This window comes from Sorangium sp. So ce124 (genome assembly GCF_051525235.1).
In the GTDB taxonomy this organism is placed as follows: Bacteria; Myxococcota_A; Polyangia; order Polyangiales; family Polyangiaceae; genus Sorangium; species Sorangium atrum.
This window is the reverse complement of sequence record NZ_CP150312.1, coordinates 11,800,644-11,823,517: the sequence shown is the minus strand read 5'-3', so window position 1 is coordinate 11,823,517 and position 22,874 is coordinate 11,800,644. Positions and strand designations below refer to the sequence as shown.

General features: G+C 69.9%; 18 protein-coding genes. 11 read left to right on the top strand and 7 right to left on the bottom strand.

From position 1 onward, the window contains the following. Positions 1 to 124 precede the first annotated feature (124 nt). Positions 125 to 1,720, top strand: a complete 1,596-nt coding sequence (locus WMF19_RS44325; protein WP_437895897.1) for an ATP-binding protein — start codon at positions 125 to 127, stop codon at positions 1,718 to 1,720. Between the two features lie 65 nt (positions 1,721 to 1,785). Here the strand turns inward: WMF19_RS44325 and WMF19_RS44320 are convergent, their stop codons facing one another. After that, on the bottom strand, positions 1,786 to 3,588 hold the full coding sequence (locus WMF19_RS44320) for an IgGFc-binding protein (RefSeq protein ID WP_437895896.1): 1,803 nt from the start codon (positions 3,586 to 3,588) through the stop codon (positions 1,786 to 1,788). A gap of 461 nt (positions 3,589 to 4,049) precedes the next feature. Here WMF19_RS44320 and WMF19_RS44315 point away from each other — a divergent pair, with 461 nt between their 5' ends. From WMF19_RS44315 to WMF19_RS44280, 8 genes are all read left to right on the top strand, one after another. Further along, positions 4,050 to 6,491: a proprotein convertase P-domain-containing protein gene (locus WMF19_RS44315; RefSeq protein ID WP_437895895.1), complete on the top strand. Its 2,442-nt coding sequence runs from the start codon at positions 4,050 to 4,052 to the stop codon at positions 6,489 to 6,491. 15 nt (positions 6,492 to 6,506) lie between these two features. Continuing rightward, a complete protein-coding gene (locus WMF19_RS44310) occupies positions 6,507 to 7,715 on the top strand; it encodes a cytochrome P450 (RefSeq protein ID WP_437895894.1) in 1,209 nt (402 codons plus the stop codon). A gap of 224 nt (positions 7,716 to 7,939) precedes the next feature. Continuing rightward, on the top strand, positions 7,940 to 8,278 hold the full coding sequence (locus WMF19_RS44305; protein WP_272102195.1) for a carboxymuconolactone decarboxylase family protein: 339 nt from the start codon (positions 7,940 to 7,942) through the stop codon (positions 8,276 to 8,278). Between the two features lie 194 nt (positions 8,279 to 8,472). Next, complete coding sequence (locus WMF19_RS44300; protein ID WP_437895893.1) at positions 8,473 to 9,063, top strand: DUF488 domain-containing protein; 591 nt, start codon at positions 8,473 to 8,475, stop codon at positions 9,061 to 9,063. Positions 9,064 to 9,118: 55 nt separating this feature from the next. Continuing rightward, the gene (locus WMF19_RS44295) at positions 9,119 to 9,442 is read left to right on the top strand and encodes a hypothetical protein (protein WP_437895892.1); all 324 of its coding nucleotides are present in this window, start codon (positions 9,119 to 9,121) and stop codon (positions 9,440 to 9,442) included. A gap of 240 nt (positions 9,443 to 9,682) precedes the next feature. After that, positions 9,683 to 11,071, top strand: coding sequence for a sigma-54-dependent transcriptional regulator (locus WMF19_RS44290; RefSeq protein WP_437895891.1), 1,389 nt, complete (start codon positions 9,683 to 9,685; stop codon positions 11,069 to 11,071). Between the two features lie 370 nt (positions 11,072 to 11,441). Next, positions 11,442 to 12,230: a hypothetical protein gene (locus WMF19_RS44285; RefSeq protein WP_437895890.1), complete on the top strand. Its 789-nt coding sequence runs from the start codon at positions 11,442 to 11,444 to the stop codon at positions 12,228 to 12,230. 391 nt (positions 12,231 to 12,621) lie between these two features. Beyond that, positions 12,622 to 13,632 carry an alpha/beta hydrolase family esterase gene (locus WMF19_RS44280; RefSeq protein WP_437895889.1) on the top strand — a complete coding sequence of 337 codons (1,011 nt, stop codon included), beginning with the start codon at positions 12,622 to 12,624 and terminating at the stop codon, positions 13,630 to 13,632. A 52-nt stretch (positions 13,633 to 13,684) separates the two neighbouring features. Here WMF19_RS44280 and WMF19_RS44275 read toward each other — a convergent pair whose 3' ends face one another. Continuing rightward, on the bottom strand, positions 13,685 to 14,497 hold the full coding sequence (locus WMF19_RS44275; protein WP_437895888.1) for an SIMPL domain-containing protein: 813 nt from the start codon (positions 14,495 to 14,497) through the stop codon (positions 13,685 to 13,687). Positions 14,498 to 14,667: 170 nt separating this feature from the next. Continuing rightward, positions 14,668 to 15,513, bottom strand: a complete 846-nt coding sequence (locus WMF19_RS44270; protein ID WP_437895887.1) for a hypothetical protein — start codon at positions 15,511 to 15,513, stop codon at positions 14,668 to 14,670. A 968-nt stretch (positions 15,514 to 16,481) separates the two neighbouring features. Here WMF19_RS44270 and WMF19_RS44265 point away from each other — a divergent pair. Continuing rightward, positions 16,482 to 16,913, top strand: coding sequence for a hypothetical protein (locus WMF19_RS44265; protein ID WP_437895886.1), 432 nt, complete (start codon positions 16,482 to 16,484; stop codon positions 16,911 to 16,913). Continuing rightward, the gene (locus WMF19_RS44260) at positions 16,892 to 17,248 is read left to right on the top strand and encodes a hypothetical protein (protein ID WP_437895885.1); all 357 of its coding nucleotides are present in this window, start codon (positions 16,892 to 16,894) and stop codon (positions 17,246 to 17,248) included. The genes WMF19_RS44265 and WMF19_RS44260 overlap by 22 nt, the downstream gene beginning before the upstream one ends. A 106-nt stretch (positions 17,249 to 17,354) precedes the next feature. On the opposite strand, the gene WMF19_RS44255 is transcribed toward WMF19_RS44260, so the two are convergent. The 4 genes from WMF19_RS44255 to WMF19_RS44240 all read right to left on the bottom strand — a co-directional run bounded on the left by WMF19_RS44255 (position 17,355) and on the right by WMF19_RS44240 (position 22,763). Beyond that, the gene (locus WMF19_RS44255; RefSeq protein ID WP_437895884.1) at positions 17,355 to 19,463 is read right to left on the bottom strand and encodes a peptidase domain-containing ABC transporter; all 2,109 of its coding nucleotides are present in this window, start codon (positions 19,461 to 19,463) and stop codon (positions 17,355 to 17,357) included. Next, positions 19,460 to 20,737, bottom strand: a complete 1,278-nt coding sequence (locus WMF19_RS44250; protein ID WP_437895883.1) for an HlyD family secretion protein — start codon at positions 20,735 to 20,737, stop codon at positions 19,460 to 19,462. The genes WMF19_RS44255 and WMF19_RS44250 overlap by 4 nt, the downstream gene beginning before the upstream one ends. Before the next feature lie 76 nt (positions 20,738 to 20,813). Then, positions 20,814 to 21,758, bottom strand: coding sequence for a hypothetical protein (locus WMF19_RS44245; protein WP_437895882.1), 945 nt, complete (start codon positions 21,756 to 21,758; stop codon positions 20,814 to 20,816). A 384-nt stretch (positions 21,759 to 22,142) separates the two neighbouring features. After that, a complete protein-coding gene (locus WMF19_RS44240; RefSeq protein WP_437895881.1) occupies positions 22,143 to 22,763 on the bottom strand; it encodes a hypothetical protein in 621 nt (206 codons plus the stop codon). Positions 22,764 to 22,874 lie beyond the last annotated feature (111 nt).

Below are 22,874 nucleotides of genomic sequence, written 5' to 3'. Positions count from 1 at the left end.
ATCGAGGCGCGGCGCCGTCCCCCGGTGCCCAGGCCATGGGCAGGCCGCTGTCCACGCCGTGGACACCTCGCGCCCCCGGGGCCTCTGGCGCTATCGTCGAGGCTTCCTACCCCGCCGAGGCCGTGTGAGACCCCTGGTCGCTCTCGCGTACTACCCGCTCTGGGCCGCCGCCGTGACCGTCGCGGTCACCGCGCTGCGGCTCGGGCGCAACGTGGGCCGCGGCCTCGTCGCCCTCTGCTTCTTCCTCGCCTTCTGGGTCACAGGGCTCATCCTGCTCGAGACCGACGGCACGCTCGCCCTCGCCGAGCACGTTATTCCGAGCGGAATCATCGTGTCCGCGGGCCTCGCCCACGCCTACGCCGACGTCGCCGGCGCCTCGCGCCGCCCCGTCGCCCTGGCCTACGCGGTGAGCGCCGCGGTCGCGCTGCTCGGGGCCGTGGACCCGCGCCTCCTCTACGGCCCTGCGGCCCGCTCGCCGGGACCGCTGTTCTTCCCGCTCTCGGTCGTCATGGCCGTCGCCTGGGTCGTGGTCGCCGTTCACATCGGGCGCGCGGCGCTCGCGGCCCGGGGGCTCCAGCGGCGGCGCATCGCTGCGCTCTTCTTCGGCAGCGTGCTCGCGACGCTCGGGGGCGGCTTCGTCGTGGTGCTGCGCGTGCTCCGGCTGGGCGACGTGCTCCTCGGCGCGCCGCTCCTGCTCCTCGCCATCCTGCTCGTGGCCTACGCCGTGCTCATCGGCGAGCTGGGCCGCTCCCGCCGCGTCTTCGCGCAGGGGCTCGCCTACGCCGGCCTGACGGCGCTCGTCTCGACGCTCGGGCTCGTTGTCTTCTTCAAGGTCCTGCCAGCGCTCGCGCCGGGCGGCGGCGCGTCGCTCGGCTGGCTCGCCTTCGTCGTCTTCCTGGCCGCGCTCCCGTCCGATCCGCTGCGCATGCTCGTCGTGGAGCACCTCGGGCGCCGGCTTTTCTCGAGGCCCATCGGCGTCCGCGACCTCGCCGACGAGATCGAGCGCGTCGAGGTGCGCGCCGACCAGGCCGAGCGGCTCGCCGAGCTCGGCCGCCTCGCGAGCGCGGTCGCGCACGAGATCCGCAATCCGCTCGGGGTCATCGCCGCGCAGGCGAAGCTGCTCGAGCGGCAGGGCGCCAGGCCCGAGACCGTGGCGTCGCTGCGCGCCCAGGTCGACCGGGCGAGGCGCTTCCTCGACGATCTCCTCCGCTACAGCCGCCCGAGGCCGCTCGAGGTGAGCGAGGTCGACGTGCTCTCCACGCTGCGGCTCGCGGCGAGCCAGGTCCGGCAGATCGTCGGCGAGGGCGCGCCGCCCATCGAGGTGGCGTCCGAGTCAGGCGGGTCGATCTTCGTCGAGGCCGACCGCGGGGCGTTCCTCGACGTCGCCACGGCGCTCCTGCAGAACGCGGCCATCGCGCTCGACGGGAGCCCCGAGGGGCGGATCCGGGCGGTGGTCACGCGCGGCGAGGGCGGCTTCGTTGTCGTGCGCGTGGAGGACAACGGCCCTGGGGTGCCGGCCGAGATCGAGGCGATGCTGTTCCAGCCGTTCGTGACGGGTCGGGGGCGAGACGCGAAGCACCCGGGCACGGGCCTCGGCCTGGCCGTCGCGGCGCGCTGGCTGGAGCGGCACGGGGGCGCGCTGCGCTACGAGCGCGCCCCGGGGGGCGGCGCGCGCTTCGAGGCGCGGTGGCCCGAGAGGGCGGCGGAGGCGGCGGGGTGAGGTGATATTGCGCGGTTCGAGCTCGCCCCGGGTTGCGCGAGAGGAAGGTATCGCTGTGGGCCTGTTCACCTCGGAGGCTCGGGAGGAACGACGGCGGTGTTGGCCGCTCGAATGCCCGCGCCGCCGGGGTAGGCGTAACTGTTCCATCTCTCGGCTCGGGCCGTCCCCCAGCCCCACACCGTCACGCTGAACGGTCCGTCGCTGTGCGCCTCGTGCTTGCCGTTGCTGCACTCCCCCTGGCTCTCGACGTGGCGACGCGCGAGATCGCGCCAGGCCACCTCGTACTGCCCTGCGCCATCCACCGGCGTCCATCCCGTGAGCGTCCCGGCGCAGTCGAGCTCGACGTCGTGGAACAGGCCGTCCGTCCCCTTTTTGCGCACGAACACGAGGTTCGTCTCCGAGAAGGTCGGGTCTGTGAAGAACAGATAACGCGACAGGTAGTGCTCAGCCGCGACCACGCCGATGAACTCAGGATCGCCGATCTCCTGGAACGCCGTGCCGCCCGTCATGTAGGTGGCGACGTAGAACGGGTGCTCGTCGTCCTGGCTCTTGACGACGAACGGCGCGCTGGACCGGACCACGAAGCTCTGCCCCTTCTGGACAACGGCCTGCGCGCCCTCCGGCGGCGCTGGATCCCACGACAGGAGCGTGCCGTCGACGGCGCCGACGATGCGTGTGGGAGGCGTCTCGTCCTGGCCATCCACGCGGTTTCTGTAGCGCGCATAGACATACTCGCTGCCGAGCGCGCGCACCGGCGGGAGCTGCTCGTGCCCGCTGTCGGAGGCGGCCTGATCGATCCACAAGGCGGCCTGCTCTGCCCACACGCCGATCGGCCTGCTTGCGCTGATCGCGCTGCCTGTCAGGTCGTCTAGCTGTTCGATCTTGAGCACTTGCCCCTTGCTGAGCGCGAACCGTACCGGCTCCCCCTTCGGCGCGGCGGGGACGCCGACCCCTGCCTGGATATCCGCGGTCGGGTGGATGACGACGTCGGTGTCGTCGGAGGATGCCACGATCGACAGCGTCGACGGCCACGGGTGCACCTCGGAGGGCCACGGCGTCACAGCGATGTAATCGGTGTCCCACGCCGACGTGGGCAGGAGCAGCGCGGCGTCCGAAACCGCGAACATGTCGCCGCTGAACGGCAAGGCGTCGTGAAGGACGATCGGGCCCGACGCGACCACGCGGAGCGCCGTGCCGCTGTCGTTCGTGCCCTCCACCGCGTCGACCCACGCCAAGGCATCCGGATCCGCCTCTGCGACCTCGACGGAGGCGGGGCAGTCGCCGGGGGCGCTTCGCAGAAACACGATCCCCACGTCGCCCGGCTGGATCGTCCCCCCGGGGCCGATGGGCGTCAGCTCGAGGCCCGGGCCGGTGCCCACGGGCGTGTAGGTGTATTTCGAGAGATCGATGGCCTTGCCGCCGATGTCGCCCTCCAGGGAGACCGGCTCGTTCCACATGTTGGCGACGAAGAGGCCATAGCACGAGCGCTGGCGCATCGTCGGGACGTGCACGAAGAACTCGCACCCGCCGAAGCTCGTGAGGGCGGCCGCCGCGTCGCACGCGGCTATGCACTCGCCGTTCGAGCATCCCTGCGACGGCCCGCACGCCTTCACCACGTCGCCGTTGCAATCGACGACGGAATGCATGTCCGCCGAGCACCCCGGGGGCGCGCTGCCGCAACTCGGGCTCGCCCCGCTCGAGGCGACCGGGAAGCCGCCGACCCCCGAGCCCGGCCCGCTCCCGCCCCCGCTGGAGATCCCGCTCGGGCGGGGCTTTGCAGCCGCTGGTTCAGGCTGGCCGCAGCCGGCGACCATGGAGACCATCGCGACGTACAGCGCTGCCCCGCCGATCATGCCATGTCGAATCATTGGTGTTGCTCCTTGCCGCGCGGGCACCCGGGCGGCGCCTATGGCGTCGAAATACTGCTCGCGTCTCGAATTTCGTAGAACGTAACAGGTCGTGCTCGCAGCGAAGCACGACGATCTCGCAACTTCGCAGAAGAGAAATCGCGAATCAAGAAGCGAGTGGAGAAGGAAATCCAAACGCTTCGGAGACGTCAAGCCCCAAACATAGGACCTGCACCGGTTGACAGAACCTTCTTCTCTGCAGCCTCCCGCTCCTCATTGTTCTGAAAAAAAATGTGCAATATCAGCATCTTGTCCGTGTATCGAAGCAGCCGCCCTCAGGCCACAGCTTGCGGGGCGCACAGCGACGTACCTCAGGCGTCCCGCTCCAGAGGTCGGTACCCACGGAGTCGAGATGGCAGCTATGATGTTGCCCCGCCACGGAGCCTGGGCGCTGTGGGGCAGCTGAACGGAAGGGAGACAACGTGAGAAGCAGGGATTTCATCAGCTCGTCCGTCGCGCTGGGGGCGGCGGCGTCGATCCTCGCCGGCTGCGGCGCAAGCGAGGACGATGGCCTTGGCAGGGCACACTTGGCTGTCGGACAGGAGCTCGCTTCGGAGGTGGAGCCCAACGGGACGGCGTCGCAGGCGAACGCCATCTCCAGCGACACGGTCTTGCGCGCCAACGCCGTCCCGGATGGCGACACGGATCTCTTCTCGTTCCAGGCGCCCGCCGGGAGCCGCGTCTACGCGGCCGTGATGACAGCGTCTTCCACCGCATCGCAGGACGCCGACCTCGACATCCTCGATCAGGACGGCACGACAGTGCTGGAGACCGACGTCTTCAACGGGTCGTTCGGAGGCTCCTCGCCAAGCATCGCGGGCACGCCCCTCGTGGCTGCAGGAACTTACTACGCGCGCGTCCGCGTGCCCTCCGCGAACGCCCAGCTGCGCCCCTACGACCTCCACCTCAAGGTGCAGAGCGGCGCGCCCACGGCGGAGGTCGAGCCGAACGACACGACACCGCAGCCGCTCCCCGCGACCGGCTGGATCGCTGGCACGCACACCAACGCGAGCGACGTCGACAGCTACTCGCTCTCCCTCAACGCCGGCGACACCCTCTTCGCGAGCCTCGATCAGGACCCGACGCGCGACCTCACGCAGTTCGCCGCCGCGCTCGCGATCGGTCCCTTCGGGTCCGAATTCGACATCCAGGTGGACAACCAATCCGGGCCTGTCGAAACACCGTACTCGGACGCCATCTTCGCGACCGTCAAAGCAGCCGGCACCTACAGGGTGACCGTGACCGGCTCGGTGACGGCGGGTGATTACGGGCTCAGCGTGAGCGTGCATCCGGCAGCGTCGAGCGTCGGGTGCACCACGTACGATAGCGCGAACGTGCCCCGGGACATCGTCTTCGGAGCGCCCACGACGTCGTTCATCGACGTCCCGGGCGCGCCCCGTATCGGTGACCTGAACGTGAGCATCCGGCTCAGCCATCCCATGCCCCCCGACGTGGACGTGTACCTCGTCTCGCCGGCCGGCAACACCAACGGTCTCTTCACCGATATCGGCAGCAGGACCTACCCGAACCTCGAACTCACGATCGACGACGAGGCTGCCTTCCCGGCCGGACACTTCACCCTGCTGAACGGCATGATGGTGCAGCCGGAGCTCGACTACCGCTTGCACTGGTTCGATGGGGAGAACGCTGAAGGCCGGTGGACGCTCACGCTCCGGGACGATACGGACAACTCGAACAACCTCGGCGTGTTGTCCGCGTGGAGCCTCACGATCTGCGACGCGCCGATCCCCGCGCTCTCGTGCTCGAGCGGCGACGCCCCGTCCACCCGGCTGTCGGCGGACTTCGAGGGCGGCGCGCAGGGCTTCACGCACGCCGGCACAGCCGACGCGTGGGCGCTCGGCACACCGAGCGCCGCGCCGATCGCGACGTGCAACGGCGGGACGCAATGCTGGAAGACGAACCTCTCCGGCGTGTACAACGCGAGCTCGAATCAGGATCTCGTCTCCCCGCCGATCGACCTGTCCGGGGTGGAGGGGCCCATCCAGCTCCGCTGGGCGATGAAGTACCAGCTCGACGACGCGTCCTCGGATCACGGGTGGGTGGAGATCCGAGAGGTCGGGGGTGCGAACGCCAGGCGTCTCTGGGAGTTCCTCGACGCATCGATGACCACGACCGTCGGTAGCTCCAACCTAGTGCTCCAGGAGAGCGCGGGATGGGGCACTCACTACGCTGACGTCAGCGGATACGCCGGAAAGCGAGTCGAGGTGGTGTTCCACCTCGACAGCGACGCGAGCGTCCAGCTCGCCGGTCTCGCGATCGACGACGTGTCGGTCCTGGGCTGCCCGCGCAGCAGCACGGGCGAAGGCGGCGGTACCGGCGGCGGAAGCACCACGGGTGAGGGCGGCGCGACGGGCAGCGGCGCTGGCGACGCGGGGACCGGCACCGCCACGGCGACCGGCGGCGCCGTCACGAGCGGCGCAAGCACCACGGGTGAAGGCAGCGCGACGGGCAGCGGCGGTGGCGGCGCAGGGGTCGGCGGCGCCGCGGCGGGCAGCGGCGGCAGCACCACGGGCGAAGGCGGCGCGACCGGCAGCGGCGCTGGCGACGCGGCGACCGGCACCGCCACGGCGGCCAGCGGCGCCGGCACGAGCGGCGGCAGCACCACGGGCGAAGGCGGCGCGACGGGCAGCGGCGCCGGCGACGCGGGGACCGGCACCCCCGCGTCGGGCACCGGCGCGGGCGCCAGCTCGAACGGCGACCCATCCACCAGCAGCGACACGACGGGTGGCTGCGGGTGCCGCTTCGTGGGCGGTGACGAGCCCCCGTGGCCATGGCCCGCGGCGCTCGCGCTCATCGCGCTGGCCAGAATGCGTTGTAAGCGGTTGCGCTCGCAAAGCTCCTGAGGAGATCCTGCCCAGATGACCCCTGAAACCGTCGATGTCCTCGATCCGGACCTCTACCTCGCTGGCGCGCCGCACGATCGCTTCGAGATCCTCCGCCGGGAGGCGCCCGTCTACTGGCACCCCGAGCCGGCGGGCAGGGGCTTCTGGGCGATCACGCGGCACGCCGACGTCGCCCGCATCTCGCGTGATCCGGCCGCGTTCTGCTCGGGGCGCGGCCTCTTCATCGAGGATCTCCCGCCGGGGGACATGCGCGACAACCCCGATGTCATGATCATGATGGACCCGCCCCGGCACGCCCGGTTCCGGGCGCTGGTCAGCAAGGGGTTCACGCCCCGTGTCATCCAGCGCCTCGAAAACCACGTGCGGGAGCTCGTGACGAGGCTCATCGACGACGCCTGCGAGCGCGGCGGGTGCGACTTCGCCAGCGACATCGCGGGCAAGCTGCCGCTCGCCGTGATCCTCGAGGTGCTCGGCGTCCCCCGCGAGGATCAGGAGCAGATGCTCGACTGGACGACGCGGTTCTTCGGGGCCAGCGATCCCGCCTATGGCGTCACGCCCGAGGAGCTGAACGCCGTGCTCCACAACATGAACGCCTATGCGCACGGGCTCGCCGAGCAGCGGCGGAAGGAGCCCAAGGACGACATGCTGAGCTTGCTCATGGCCGCCGAGGTGGACGGCGAGAAGCTCTCCTACACGGAGTTCGGCGGCTTCTTCAACTTGCTGCTCACGGCCGGCCACGACACCACGAAGAACCTCATCTCCAATGGAATGCTCGCGCTCCTCGAGCACCCCGACCAGCGCCGGCGCCTGCTCGACGATCCCTCGCTCCTCCCGACCGCCATCGAGGAGATGCTGCGCTTCACGCCGCCGGTCTATTACTTCCGGCGCTCCGCGGTGCGGGACACCGAGATAGGCGGGCAGCGGATCGCGGCCGGGGACAAGGTGGTGCTGTGGTACGTCTCGGCCAACCGCGATGAGGCGGTCTTCAGCGATCCGCACAAATTCGATGTCGGCCGGACGCCCAACGAGCACCTCTCCTTCGGCATCGGCCCCCACGTGTGCCTGGGCCTCGTGCTCGCGCGCCTGGAAGCGCGGGTCGCCTTCGAGGAGCTCCTGCGCAGGCTCCCCGATCTCGAGCTCGCCGGCCCGGCGGTGCGGCTCCGCTCGAACTGGGTGAGCGGCGTGAAAGCGATGCCGGTCCGGTGCGCGCGCCCCGCCAGGTAGCGCGCGGCGGCGAGAAATAGGCGTCCCGTGCTGGGAATGGGCGCGAGCGACGGCGAACGAGCACGTCTCCGCGATCGGTGCGTCGGGGAATGCCAGGGCCGGCGGTCGGCCGAATGCCGTAGCCGGCACCCGTTGCGCCGGACGCCGAATGGAGAGGCTTCCTTGCTTGTGCGGCGCGGCCGCCGCATCGAAAAAGCCCCCGGGCCAGCGATGAGGAGAAGGCCATGGGAGACCAGGTGTACCCGCTGCAATCGAAGGAGACCTCGCAGAAACGGCACGATCTGGCGCCCGAGCCGGACGAGGCCTTCCGCGAGTTCAGCAAGCGCGTATTCGCCGAGGGCGCCCTGCCGGCGAAGGTGAAGCAGCTCATCGCCGTCGCCGTGGCGCACGTCACGCAGTGCCCGTATTGCATCCGTGGCCACACCCAGGGCGCGCTTCGACACGGAGCGAGTGAGCAGGAGATCATGGAGGCCATCTGGGTCGCAGCCGAGATGCGCGCGGGCGGCGCGTTCGCGCACTCGGTCATCGCGATCGCCGCGATGGGGGAGCCGCCGACCCGATAGGCCGGCGTCCAGGCCCATGTTCGAAGGAGGAGGGCCATGAGCACCGGGAAGGCGGAGTCCACGAATCACCGGCAGATTGGCCGGGAGTCCGTCGTGCAGCGCGAGGGCTTGGAGGATCTTACGCTCGTCGTGGTCAAAGCGCGCCTCGCCTCGTAGGGTTTGCAACGAGAAGGGAAGAAGGGGGCGTGGCCAACGTGAGGCGACGAACGGCGACGGGGAGGGCGCGGACTGCGCGCGTCGGTGCCGAGACGGCGGACGCGGTGCTCCTCAAGAGGGCTTACGAGCAGCCCGAAGCGGCCGACGGGTACCGTGTGCTCGTGGACCGGCTGTGGCCGCGAGGCGTGCGCAAGGACACGCTCGCGATCGACGCCTGGATGAAGGAGGTCGGGCCGAGCGACGAGCTCCGCCGCTCGTTCGGTCACGACGCTGCCCGATGGGAGGAGTTCGCGGCGCGCTATCGCGAGGAGCTCCGCCGCCAGCCGGCCTCGGGGCTCGTGGACGAGCTCGTCGCGCAGGCGAAGCGCGGGACGCTCACGCTCGTGTACGGAGCAAAGGACGAGCTCCACAACCAGGCTGTCGTCCTCCGCGAAAGGATCGAGCAGCGGTTGCGCAGGGCTCGCATCCGTGCACCGGCCGCCCACGTCCCGGCAGAGGCCGCCCCCTGGGCGCGAGATCGAGCCCTCGCGGCGCAACACCCTATCTCGTCGAGGGGGCGGGCCCTGGGCGCGACGAAGGCGCGTACGTCGCCCGCGCGGCGCACCGGCCCACGCGTGCGCTCGCATTGAGCTCGGCACGATGTCGCACCGAACCGCGGCCCGAACGATGAGGATCACCGTTCAAGTGAGGACGCCCTTCCGCCTCGCGCTCACCGTTGCCGCGCTTCAGAGGCGCCCCGAGAACCCGGTCGACACGTGGTCCGCGGATCGCCGCTACCTGCGGGCGTTCGACACCGCGCGCGGCCCGGTGGCCTGGGCGGTGACCGAGGAGGCAGGCGGGACGCGGCTCCGCGTCGAGCTCTTCGGGGACGTCCACGATCCGAGGAGGTGGCGCGGCCTGGTTACCCGGCTGCTCGGGACCGACATCGATCTGGTGCCATTCTACGCGCGAGCGGAGTCCGGGCCATCCCGCCTGGCCAGCCGGATGGCCCGCCCGACGTCGCAGTAGACCGGCCGCGCGCCAGGTGATGACCCGCAGGCCAGGTGCAGAAGAGCGAGGTAGGGAAAGAGCGTCTTCGAGAACGTCCCGGAGAACCGCCGGATACTCGCTCTCGCCCGCGAATGGATCGGTGAGCGAGACGGTGGATGAAGCTTACAGCTCGCCTCGATCCGCCTGACGCCGGCCCCGCCCGCCGCCGCGTCCCGCGCAACCCTGGATCCGCGCCCTGGCGACGCGGTACGGTCACCCGTGACCGAGACCGTCCTGCTCATCGACGACGATCCGGGGTTCCGCGACGCCTACCGCGAGCTCCTCGCGCTGGAGGGCTACGCCGTCGCCGAGGCCGGGGCCGCCCCGAAGGCGCTCTCGGAGCTCCGCCGCACGAGCGCGCGCCTCGTCGTGCTCGACCTGATGCTCCCGCCGTCGGGCCGCCCCGAGGAGGGCGCGGCGCTCGCGGACAGGCTCCTCGCCGAGCGGCCCGCGGCCAAGGTGATCGTCGTCTCGGGCGCGGGCGAGACCCCGCTCGCCCTGCGCCTCGTCGAGCGCGGAGCATACGACTTCCTGGCCAAGCCCGTCGACCCGGACGTGCTGCTCTCCGTGGTCGCTCGCGCGGCCGCGCGCCTCGCGCTCGAAGATCGGGTGACGGAGCTCGAGCGCTCGCTCGCCGCCCGCGAGGGCGACGCCTCCGCGATGCTCGGCCAGTCGCCGGCCTTCCTCGAGGCGAGGACGCTGTGCGAGCGCGCGGCGCCGACCGACGTGCCAGTGCTCATCACCGGCGCGTCGGGCACGGGCAAGGAGGTGTTCGCCCGCTACCTGCACGCAAGGAGCCGCCGGAAGGACAAGGCCTTCATCGCCGTCAACTGCGGCGCGCTCGCGCCGACCCTCCTGGAATCGACGCTGTTCGGCCACAGGAAAGGCGCCTTCACGAGCGCGATCAAGGACGCTCCCGGCCTGTTCGTCGAGGCGGACGGAGGGACCCTGTTCCTCGACGAGATCGGCGACATGGAGCCGGCGCTGCAGGTGAAGCTCCTGCGCGTGCTCGAGACGGGCGAGATCCTGCCGGTGGGCGCGGCGCGCCCGCTGACCGTGGACGTCCGTGTCGTGTCCGCCACCCACAGAGCGCTCGAGTCGATGGTGGCGGACAGGACCTTTCGCGACGACCTCTACTGGCGCGTGCGCGGGATCGAGATCGCCTTGCCGCGGCTCGCGGATCGCGTGGGCGATCTGCCGCTCCTCGCGCAGCACTTCCTGAACCTGTCGCGGGCCCTCGTGCCGCGCTCGCCGGTGACCGCGATCTCGCCCGGCGCCATGCGCCGGCTCGAGGCCTGCGACTGGCCCGGCAACCTGCGAGAGCTCCGGCACGAGATGCAGCGCGCGCTCGTGATGGCCGGGGGCAGGGGGGAGATCCTCGAGGAGGACCTCTCGCCGGCCCGGCGAGGCAGCGGTCCCGCGGCGCTGGCAGGCGACGACGAGCCGGCCGAGGGGGCGACGCTGGAAGAGAAGATCGCGGCGCTGGAGCGGCGCGAGATCGCCGCCGCGCTCCGGACGACCCAGGGCAACAGGAGCCAGGCAGCGGCGCGGCTCGGGCTGTCGCGGCAGGGGCTGCTCAACAAGATGGATCGTCATGGGCTGAAGTGACCTCGGTCACTCGTGCGCTGGTGAAGGAAGAATTTGATCGAACGAGAATGATACGGGATCTCACGAGCTGAAGTGGTCTCGACCACTCATGTGTTGATGAAGGAAAAATTCAATCGATCAAGAACGACACCTGACCGGAACGCACCCCCAAAAACATGAGCCGCGCCGAGCGCAGGCCGGCACTGAAGGAACCGAGAGCGCGGCTCCTCATGAGCTGCAGCTGGGGCGGGTGGATCGAGAACCTGGTCCCGCCGGCTCGGGGTCGCCTGTGCACCCCGATCCGGCGCGATGCCCGCCGCCTGGCTCGCGCGATGTCGCTCGCTCCTCGCGAGGAGCGCCCATCGCACGACGCGCAACTTCAGGAGGAATCATGATGCTTGGCAGGTTGATGCTCGTGGGGTGTCTGTCGCTGGTGGGCTCCGCTCTCGTCGCCTGTGGGAACGGCGACGCGGATCGCTTCGGCGAGGGGAGAGGCAACGTGGTCGAGACGCCGCCCGCGTCCGACGGCGACGGCTGTACGCTCACCCAGGGCTACTGGAAGAACCACGAGGAGAGCTGGCCGACATCGACGCTCACCATCGGAGGAGAGGTGTACTCCCAGGCGGAGCTGCTCGAGCTCTTCCAGACGGCGCCGCGGGGCGACACCAGCCTCATCCTGGGCCACCAGCTGATCGCCGCGCTGCTGAACGTGGGCAGCGGCGCGAGCGACGCGGCCCTGGGCGGGGCGCTCGCGGACGCCGAGGCGTGGATGGCCGACAACAAGGACGCCGATGGCCGGCTCCCGTACGGCATCAAGAAAGGCGGCGCGGCCGAGCGTGCCGTCGCGCTGTCCGATGCGCTTGCGGACTTCAACGAGGGCGGCATCGGCCCCGGCCATTGCGACGGCGGCCCCGGCAGCGGCTCCGACGACCCCGGGGACAGCAGCTCCGGCGATCCGGGCGGCAGCGACGACGGCGGGCACGATTGCCCCGGCGATGGGAGCACGGGCGAGAGCGATGGTGGCGGCGGCTCCGATCCCGGCGGCGGCTCCGATAGCGGCGGTTCCGACCCCGGCGGCGGCGAAGGCGGGTCGGCTCCGACGTGCTCGGATCCTTGCAGCGATGGGTGCGCCGACGGCTACATCTGTGTCGCCGGGTGCTGCGCGTTCATCGCCAACTGACCCGACGAAGGGCCCCTGCGCGTCGAACTCCCACGGATAGTTGCCGTGGGAGTCGACGGAGGCGCGGCTGCGGTCGCTGCGCACCGGCCGGGATCGAGGACGGCGTCGCGCCGGTCCATTTTGATTGACGCCGACCATGTGAACGCTCACAGTCGATTCGTCGATCCTTCTTCCGCTTTGCCACGGAGAGGCGCGCCATGCGCACCGGACCTTTCGTCCTTCTGCGCAGCCGCCCTGACGGACTGGCTGGTGCCTCCAGGTGAGGCGTATCATCGCCCGAGATCATCGCGGGATCGGCACGGGGCGAGCGCGGAAAGACGAATCGGGCGATCACGAGAGGGTCTATACGATGCCGAGACCAGGTGCTTATTCCGCTTTCCCCGCAGTCGCCTTGCTGTTCCTCGCTTGCTCGTCCGAGACAGGCTCACCCGGTACGGGAGGTGGCGGAACCGGTCAGGCCACGGGCGGCGAAGGCGGAGCCCACACGTCTGCGAGCGCAGGGGAGACCACCTCGACAGGGGGAACGAGCGATGACGCCAGCGCCTCCAGCGGTGGCACGACCAGCGGCGGCACGACAGGTGGGTCGACCGGGGGCGGACCGCAGGCCGGGGCCGGCGGCACGGGGACCGGCGGCACGGAACCGCCGGCGGGCAACCCGAGCCCAGGCTGCGGCAAGTCGGGGCGGCCCGCGAGCGGAACGGTGAAGGTCGACAATGATCACATCTACACGTTCCCGGACAGCTACGATGGCAACACCCCTCTCCCCCTCCTGGTGGGGTTCCACGCCTGCGGCAACCCGATCGACCAGTTCATCAACCTCACGCGGGGGTCGGATTTCGAGAAGGAGTACGTGCGCGCCGTGGGGAGGTCGTCGGACGGAGGTGGATGCTGGAACTACAACAGCGATATCGCCAAGGTCCTGCGGATCTACGACGACCTCATGGACAACTACTGCATCGACATGGACCGCGTGTTCGCCACCGGCCACAGCTCCGGCGCACAGATGATCGTGCAGATCTTGGCGCACAAGTCCGATGCCGAGCACTTGAACTTCAGGGCGGTCGCGCCTGTCGCGGCCTCCGATTACGGCGCGCTGCAGGTGTCCGTGCCCGTGATGTACATCCAGGGCAAGAACGACACCGTCCGCGGGGGAGACGGGGCGAGCACGGTCGCGAGGTTCCGTACCGCCAACATGTGCGAGATGAGCTCGACGCCGTATTCCCAGGTGATGGGCTGCCAGAGCAGCGGCAAGACGGTGAACCCCGGCTGCGTGTCCTACAGCGGCTGTTCGGAGCCGACGATCTGGTGCTCACACGACGACCCCTCGTACAGCAACACGAGCCACGGCGTGCCGTGTTTTGCCATCAAGGCAATGTACGACTTCTTCACGGGCATGCCGTAAGGACGCCCCGAGCTGCGATCGCGGGCGCCGCCTGCGGGCCGTCGCCCTGGGCTCACAGGGTCGGGGCAAACGCGACGCGGACCGTCACCGTGGCGGTGACACGGAGCTTGCCGGGCTCGACGGCGAAGGCGCCCGCGCCTCCCATTTCAGCCTTCATCTGCTGCGCGTAGGCGAAACGCTCCGGTTGACCGACCGAGATCGACCGCAGCTCGACGATCCTGATGTTCGCCGCCTTGGCCACTGCCTTGGCGCTCGCCTGCGCGTCCTGCACGGCAGCCGCGAGGGCCGCCCGGCGCGCCTCGGTGGGGTTGCTCAGGAAGAACTCGAGCCCGCCGACGTCATTGGCGCCCGAGGTCAGCGCGGCCTGGAGGATCTTCGAGCCCGCGGCCTGCAGCTCGGCCGGCGACGCGCCCCGCAGCGCGACGGAGAGCTGGTTGGAAGCCGAATAACCGATGATCCTGGGCTCGGTTAATTCCACGGGCGCCAGGCTCGACTCGTGGATCGGCGAGAGCGAGATATCGACCGTGCGGATCTCCAGCCCTGGGATGGCGAGGCCGCGCAGGGCGGCGAGCACGGCCTGCGACCTGGACGCGGCCTTGTCGCGCGCGGCCTCGAGCGTCTTTTCGCGGGCCTCGACGCCGATGCTCGTGCGCATCGAATCCGCAGGCCTCGTGACCTCGCCGACGCCGTCGATCGTGATGGTCCGCTTCTCGGCGTTCTCCGTCGCGGCCTCGGGTTCCTCGGCTGCGAGGCTATCCGCTGCGACGCGCTTGGCGACGGGGCGCCCGGCGAGCGCGATCGACGAAATGCATGTCATGAGCCCGAGCGCGAGCCCCGCGATGAGGCTTTGCGTGAGGGTCGGCATAATAGGACGCATCGCGATTCTCCTCCTTCGAGCGGATCGGCTGCGCCCGGCAGCCGAGTTGCTGTCAGCGCACCGAATCTAGGGCCGAGGAGGCTCGACCGCGAGGGGCGGGCTCAAGGGTCCTTCGCGTCTGTAAAGTACGGCGTCTCCCCCCGAGGCGCCCGCGCCGGTCAGGGCAAGGCGGTGGTGATCACCTCCTTCGTGGTCGCGGTGCTCTGGCCGGGGCGGTCGACGCAGGACGGGTAGTACTGGCCTGCCCCGTTGAGGTTCTGGCAGACCCCGCTGCATGGTCCGACGATGTGGATCACCCCGCACTCCACGATCTGGCCCCCCGAGATCAGGTGGCCCGCGGCGCAGTCGCGCTGGTAGGCGCGCGAGTTGTCGACCGTCGCGCTGTTGTAGCAGGCGTTGATGTAGGGCTGCGCCGCGAACAGGTTGCCCCAGAAGGCCCCCTCGACGTCCGCATAATCGATGAGCTCCTGGCTGGAGGAGAGCGTCTTCAGCGGATCCCGCAGCGAGCGGGCGGAGAGGAGGACCGGTACTTGATAGTAGTTCACGCGCGCCGCCACGCAGCTGGAGACCATGCGCTGCCCGATCTCGTCGAGCGGTCCGCTCGCCCAGGTGGGCGCGACGCCGAGCAGCCCGGGGTAGCCCTCGTTGTGGATGGTGCCGCTGGAGTCCGTCCACGAGAAGTTGAACGACGCCGTGCCGTTCAGGGCGCAGCTCGTCGCATAACGCACGAACTCGCGCGCCAGCGCGCCGCTCGGGCCGGGATCCTGGAGCGCGGCGAGGTTTTGCGCGCTGAGGCCGTTGAGGTTCAAGGCGTTGAGGTTCAAGGCGTTGAGGTTCAAGGCGTTGAGGTTCAAGGCGTTCGCGCTGAGCGCGTTGCCGCCCAGGAGGGCCCCCTGGGATTCCCCCACGGCCTCATCCCAAGCACCGATGTCCACCGCCTCGGCGGCGCAGCCCGACAGCACCCCAGCCCAGCCCAGCACGATCAATGTCCGCTCGAAAGACATGGTTCCCCCCCATTTCTGGCGCATGACCCGGCCGCTCCCTGCGCGCGGCGCGCGGCGCGCGGCGCGCGAGCGCGGGCTCACCAGCGATCGCCCATGAATTTGCCATGGGCGCGTTATTCCAAGATTCCCGCATTGTCGCCTCCGTGCAAGGTGATTCAGCGGCGGCGAGGGTGGGTGTCCGGGGCGTCCGGTTCTGTCGGCTTCGACAGCTCCGCGTACCAGCGACGGAGGCGACCGCCCATGACGGTCGGAATGGTGGAGGCGGCCGCGAGGGCGCGCTCGAGCTGCGACCGGGCATCGACGTGCCGGCCGCGAAGGAAGGCGGCGGTCGGGTCGGGGCACCACCCTTCATGTGCCGGAGCGTTCACAGCTCGCTCGCTGGCTCAATCGAGACCGGAACCGGCCGAAATCATCGCGGGGGTGATTGGGCCGTGTGCCTTCGCAGCGCGCTGGGTGCAGCGAATTGTAGTATATGCCGCGTTCGATTGGGTGTAGATCCTCGGCGACGACGAAAGTCGGTGCGCTTTCATGACGTTGCGCGGCAGGTGCGGTCCCAGGGGTAGCGGTCGCATTTGCCCGGAGAGAGCTCACATGAAGGCGGGAAGGGTGCGACCAGGCAAGGCTGGTCCCGAGGGAAAGGAGCGGGCGGTAGCTTCTGAGATCGGGTATGTCGTCCAGCGGGTGCGAATCCCGCCCGGCGAAGGTCACGCCCGACCAGCCGGAAGCCAGCCTTGCGACGGACCCCGTGAGGGGCTCGGCGATGCGTCGCACCACCGCGGGAGGTCGCCCCGAGAAGCGAACCGCCAAGCCGCCAAGGACGCCAAGAGACCAGGGGAATAAGAGGGGGAATGCCGGGACGGCCCTCCCCTTCTTCTCTTGGCGGCGTCGGCGCGTGGGCGGTTTCCTGCTGACCGGGGGCAACTTCCCGCAGTAGTGGTAGGCAGGCGAGCGAGCCGCAGCGAGACCGCGTGAACGACTTGCGCCCTGTGCATGACGTCGCGGCCCAGCGGCCGCGGCCGGTGAACAAGCGGGTCTGGGCGAGCGTGGAGAAGTCATCGCGGGAGGTGATCGCGGCGGCGTTCGCTGAAGGCCTGCGTCGCGATCCGGAACGCCTTCGGCCGTGGGGGGTGCTGGTCGACGGCAACAAGGACCAGAGCACCCTGGTCAGGCGCGCCGCGAAGAAGGCATGCGTCGAGATCGCGATCGTCCTCGAGATCATCCACGTGCTCGAGTATCTCTGGAACGCCGCGCACAGCTTCTTCGGCGACGGGACCAAGGAAGCCGCGCAGTGGGTGACGTCCGGCTGCACGAGCTGCTCGCGTGGCGCACGGCCGGAGCCATTGCCAGCGCCATCCGGCGCCATGCCAGCAGCCGCGTGGTGGACATGGGGACAGAGGTGACGCTCGATGCCTGCATCGGCTACCTCGTGAAGCATGGGACGCTCTTGCGCGGCGATTGCGCGCTCGCAGCGGGGCTGCCCGTCGCAACGGGGGTGATCGAGGGCGCGTGCCGCCATCTCGTCAAGGACCGCATGGACCGCACCGGGGCTCGCTGGTCGCTCCGAGGCGCAGAGGCGGTGCTGCGCCTCCGCTCGCTGCGCTCGAGCGGCGACTTCGAAGCCTGCTGGGCGTTTCACCGGCAGCAGGAGCATGACCGAACGCGCCGTGCACGTTATGCAGGGGGGGCGATGTCCCCCCACGGCCGCCGCCGCCTCGACCCAAGCTGCGCCGGGTGAAACGAGCAAAACGCCCTCGTTCCAGAAGAGCCGCACCCATCAGGCTCGCCCGAGCTCCAGGCTTCGTGCCCATGACCGCGGGCGCGGACCTTGGCGGGCGCCGCGCTCATCGGGCCCCGGGCCGCGTGTTTTCGATGACGACGATCCGATCCGCCGAGCGGATCGTCTCCGGACGGTGCGCCACGATGATGCGCGTGAGCCGGGTGTCGCGGACGGCGGCGTTGACGGCCCGCTCGCGGTCGACGTCGAGGTGGCTCGTCGCCTCGTCGAGGAGCAGGATGCTCGGCTGTCGATAGAGCGCGCGGGCGATGAGCACGCGCTGCTTCTGCCCTCCGGAGAGCACGGTCCCCATGTCCCCTATCAGCGTCGCATACGCCATCGGCATCGCCATGATGTCATCGTGGACCGCCGCCATCCGGGCGCACTGCTCGACGCGACCCAGCTCGGGGCGCTCGGCGAAGAAGCAGATGTTGTCCGCGATGGATCCAGCGAAGAGCTGATCGTCTTGCATGACGACCCCGATCATCGACCGGTAGCGCTCGAGCCCGACGTGGCGAAGCGGCCGCCCGTCCACGAGGAAATCTCCTTCGGACGGCTCGAGCAGGCTCGCCAGCAGCTTGAGCAGCGTGGTCTTGCCGCAGCCCGAGCCGCCCACGAGCGCCACGGATTCGCCCGCCTCGATCCGCAGGTCGAGCCCGTCGATGATCCAAGGATCGTTCGCGCTGTAGCGAAAACGAAGCTTGCGCAGCTCGAGCGACACCGGCCTTGGCTCGCCCGGGCTCGCGAGGCCCGAGAGCGCGTCGCGCCGCTCGGGCTCGGTGAGCGCGATGTCTGCGAGCCGCTCCGCGTGGAGCCGGAGCATCTGCAGGTCCAGCGCCTTGTTGATGAGCGCGCTCACGCGCTCGAGGAACTGGTCCTTGTACGCGATGAACGCGAGCAACATTCCTACCGAGAGCGTGTTGTCCAGGACCCGCTGCGCGCCGAGCCACACCACGGCCACCGACAGGCCGGAGACCAGGGCGGAGTTGACCGTCCGAAGCTGGAGCTGCAGCTTCTGCGTCGTGAGCTGCCGGTTGATGGTCTCGACGAGCAGATGGAGCCAGTGGGCGCGACGCTCCTCCTGCGCGTTGAAGAGCTTGATGGTCTTGATGCCGCGCATCGTCTCGAGGAAGTGCGTGTCGCGCCGCGCTGCCCAGGTGATCGCCTCTGCCGACGCCCGGCGCAGCGGCGCGTAGGACGCCCAGCGCACGAGCCCGTAGAGGAGCGCGCCGGTCAGCGCCACCGCCGCGAGATCCGGCGCGAAGACCACCATGACGACCGCCGTGAGGCCGGCGAGGATCCCGTCCAGCAACGCTTCCACGAGATCGGTGGTGATGGCCTGCAGGATGGTCTCCTGCGAGCCGAAGCGGGACATCACGTCGCCCAAGTGGCGCGCCTCGTAGAACGACGTGGGGAGACGGACCAGGTGCGAGAACAGGTTCGCGCGGCCCTGCACCTTCACGGCGGCGCCGAGCGCGATCAACATCCATCCTCGCATCGCCGACAGCATGATCTTGATGGCGAGGAGCAGCGCGAAGCCCACGGCCAGCGTCGCCAGCAATCCATGGTCCCCCGTGGTCAGAGCGCCGTCCACGACCCCCTGCATGAACAGGGGGCTCGCCGCCGCGCACACCTCGATCCCCAGCGCCAGGAGGAACAGCTCGGCGAGCGACCGATGGACGCCGGCCATCTGGCCGAAGAGGCTGCTCATCCGGATCCGCGTCGGCGAGAGCGCCGGCTCGAACCCGCCGATGGGCGTGAGCTCGAGCGCGACGCCGGTGAACTGCTTGGAGAGCTCGGAGAGAGAGAGCTTGCGAGCGCCGACGCCCGGATCGTGGAGGACGGCGCCGCTCCGGCGAGCGCTCTTCAGGACCACGAAGTGGTTCAGGCCCCAGTGCAGGATGCAGGGTGTCTGGAGCTTGGAGAGCTCCTCCAGCTCGAGCCGTAGAGGACGCGCCGCGAGCCCGAGATGCTCGGCGATGCGCATCAGGTCGGAGAGCGTCGCGCCCCGGAGCGACATCCCGAAGCGGCGCCGAAGGGCGATGAGGTCGGCCTCTCGTCCGTGGTAGTCGGCGATCATCGCGAGGCACGCGAGACCGCACTCGGCCGCTTCGGTCTGGAGCACGACCGGAAGGCGGCGCCTCCAGCCGAGGTTGAGCCGGTCGAGCGGGTTCATCGCCTCCAGGCCCCCGCCAGCGTGTAGAGAGGCTCAAGCACCCACTCGAACAGCCGGCGTGTCTCGATGACCACGTCGGCCTCTACCTCCATGCCCGGTTGCAAGGGGACGAGCTTCCCATACGCAGTCACGTCCTCGCGCGCGAGGCGCACCGTGATCGGATAGACGGGCTCTCCGCCGCCGGTCAGGCCGGTCAGGCCGGCGAGCTCAGGCGGCAACTCCGCGGGGCTCACGGCCGAGCGGGAGACCGTCGCGACCACGCCCTCGTAGTGACCGAACTTCTGGTACGGATACGGCTTGTAGCGGAGCAGCACGCGCTGCCCGCCACGGATGAACCCGATCGCGCGGCCGCTGCCGAACATGCGCGCCTCGAGCCTCGCGCCCGCCGGCACCACGCTCAGCAGAGGCATCCTGAGACCGGGGCGGTCGCCCTGCGCGACCTGCACGGCGGTGACAGTGCCGGCCTCGGGCGCCGTTACGACGACCTCCCGCCGCGCCTCGACCTCCGCGAGCTCCTGCTCCAGCGCCGCCATGCTCCGCTCGACGTCGGCGATGTCGGCCTGGGACTTGAGCGGCAGCTCCTCGAGCGTGCTCTTCAGCTCGATCTGCTCGCGAGCCTTGGCGAGCAGGTCGCGCTCCATCGCCCGGAGCGCCGACGCCTGCTGCAGGCGACTCTCCTCGGCTTCTTGCGCTTGCTCCTGAGACGCGACGCCAGCGAGCTGCATCGCGCGCTTGCGCGCGACCGAGCTGTCCGCGAGCGCGAGGCGCGCCCTTTGAAGCGCGATCTCGCCTTCCAGGCTCGACCGCTCGAGCGCGAGGGCCGAGATGCGCGCGTCGAGCGAGCGGCGCTGCTGGTCGAGGAGCAGCTCGAGCGAGCGCCTCTGCGCCTTCAGGCTGTCGCGCCGCGCCGAGAGCTTCCGGGCGATCTCCTCCAGCGTCCTCCCGAGCGCCGTGCTCTCGAGCTCCGCCGAGAGCGACACGAGGCGATCGCCCTTCCGCACCTCCGAGCCCTCGCGCACGTAGATCCCGGTGATCACGCCAGCCTGAGGAGCGAAGACGCGCACGAGGCCGTCTTCGGGCACGAGCCAGCCTTGGATGCGCGCCTTTCGGGGGTACTCGCCGAAGAAGAAGACCCCAAGGATCGCTGTCGTCGACAGGACGGCGCACGCCGCGAAGACGCGGTGCGAGAGGCGCGGCGCGAGCACGACCGAGCCGAGCCGCTGCGCGCCGCGCTCCGCGAGCGCCTCCTTCCGGAAGAGCGCGGGGGTCGTCATGCCGCGGCGCGCGCTCGCGGGAAGCCTGCGCGGCCCTGCGCCCGCGCGCCGCCGTGATACGGCTTTTCTACCGGGCTCATACGTACTCCAGGTGATCGCGCACCTCGAAGCTCACCTCGACGACGCGCTTCTGCTTGCGGATCCGGAGCACCTTGCGGATCTTCGGGTCGAAGAAGTCCTTCAGGAGGGGCGGTCGAGCGGTGTTGAAATAGAAATCAGGGTTCGCGGACACGCTGGCCTTGGCGGCGATCTCGAGCTCGTCGATGCGGGTCACGGTCTGGATGACGCAGGGGGCGTGGGTCACGCCAAGCGCCTTGAGGGCGCACGCGCGGTGATAACCGTTGTGCAGGACGAGGCGCCCGCCCACCCGAATCGCGTTGAGGAAGCTCGCGCCGAACCCGACGACGATCCCCAAGGCGCCGGCGATGGGTCCGAACGAGCATAAATCACGGGTCTGGCCCGGCGTGAGCAGGACCGCGTCATGGAAGCGGAAATCGCTCGACGCGCATTCGAAGACGTAGCGGCGCGAGCCGGCGCGCCGCATCGCGACGGGCGCGCACGCGCGCCCGAGCGGGAGCGCGAGGCGGAACAGCGCCTCCGCCGAGGGGGCCGGGCCGAGCCTCGACTGGAGCTCTTCGACGAACGGCTTCGTCACCGACTTCTGGAAGACGACGAGCTTGTCGAGCTCGACCATCCCGAAGCTGGTCGGCAGGGTCCTGAACACGCGGCGAAACGAGGGGTCGGACTGGACTTCTTCCACGAGCGGGGCCAGCGCCGGATCCAGGTCGCGGCACTCCACCGTGTCGGCGATGCCGACCTCGCGCTGCTCGAGCTCGTGGTAGTAGTCGTTCGCGGCGCGCCACTCGTCGACGATGGCGGAAGGAGGCATGTCCGCTCCGCCCACCACGGCGTCCCGCACGAAGTCGAGGTAATCCCGCAAGGGCGGCTGGCCCAGAAGCCAGGTCTCCTCGTCGGTGCGCGCGTCGCGTCCTTCCGTGCTCTCGAAACCGTCCTGCCCCATGCTGCCTCCGTATCCGCTCCACTCAAAGCGATCTTGCGAGAGATCGCGCCACCGGACGCCGGCATGTGAACGACAGGCCGGCGCCGGAAAGAAGGGCGCCCCGACTCCCGCGCGGGCGCTCGTGGTCAAAGCTCGTCGTCGTACCCGCAGCGCGGGCTGGATCGGTCCACGGCGTCGCCGCCGGAACGCGCTAGGAGCAGCCGCAGTGGCCGCGTGAGCTGGAGCGGCTGCTGTGCTTGCGCGACCCGTGATGGCTGTTCTTGTGCGAGCCGCAGCGCGAGCTCGAGCCGTGATGGCTCTGCGAGCACGAGCCGCCGCCTTTTTTTCCGCGCGGCGAGCACGAGCCGCCGCAGCCGCCGTACACCTGGATGAGCTCACCCTTCGTCAAATTGCGCATGATGATATCCCCCTTCTTCGTCCTGGCGACTCTTTCGTCCATCGCCAGCGAGCGTGGTTGTCGAGGCCACGCCAGGCCAAAGGTGCGCTGAGCGGTCGCGAGGCTCCCTCGCGCGAATAGCGCGCGTTGAAGGCTCGCGCTCTTTCGCGCGACCTGCCTGCGAAAGGGAGAATTAGCAGGCGAGTTCGGAGAGGCAAGCCCGCATCGCGTCCGGCCCGGTGACGCCTGCGTTCGCGACAGCTCTTCTGATAATCGAGGCGCGTCAGCGCCCCTCCGAGCCCCACGGGCTGCGGTGTTGTCTGCACGGCGGCGTCTCCAGCGTGCACGCACACGTTGACGTGAATGTTCGGGGCGGCCATGGGTCGGTCGTCGATCCGGCGGCGCAGGGCGGAGGCGGCGGCGAGCACGTCCGCCCGCGCGGCGATGTCGCGCGTCGGCGCGCGGGGGAGCAGGGCCACGCCGAGGATCCGCGTGCCGGTCGTGAGGGCGAGGATGACGCCTCGTGCGCGGAGCGTCCCCTCGGCGTGATCGAGGATGGAGCCGTCGCAGATCGCATCGTCCATCTCGTCAGCCTCAGGCGGAATCTTGATCTCCACATAGATGGCCACGCAGCGCGCGGTGCGCGACGGGGGTGCCTGCGCCGCGCGCCGTCCGCGTCTCACACGGCGCGCCGGAGCGCCTCGATGAACTCCGAAGCGGAGCCGTAGCGCCGTTGGGGC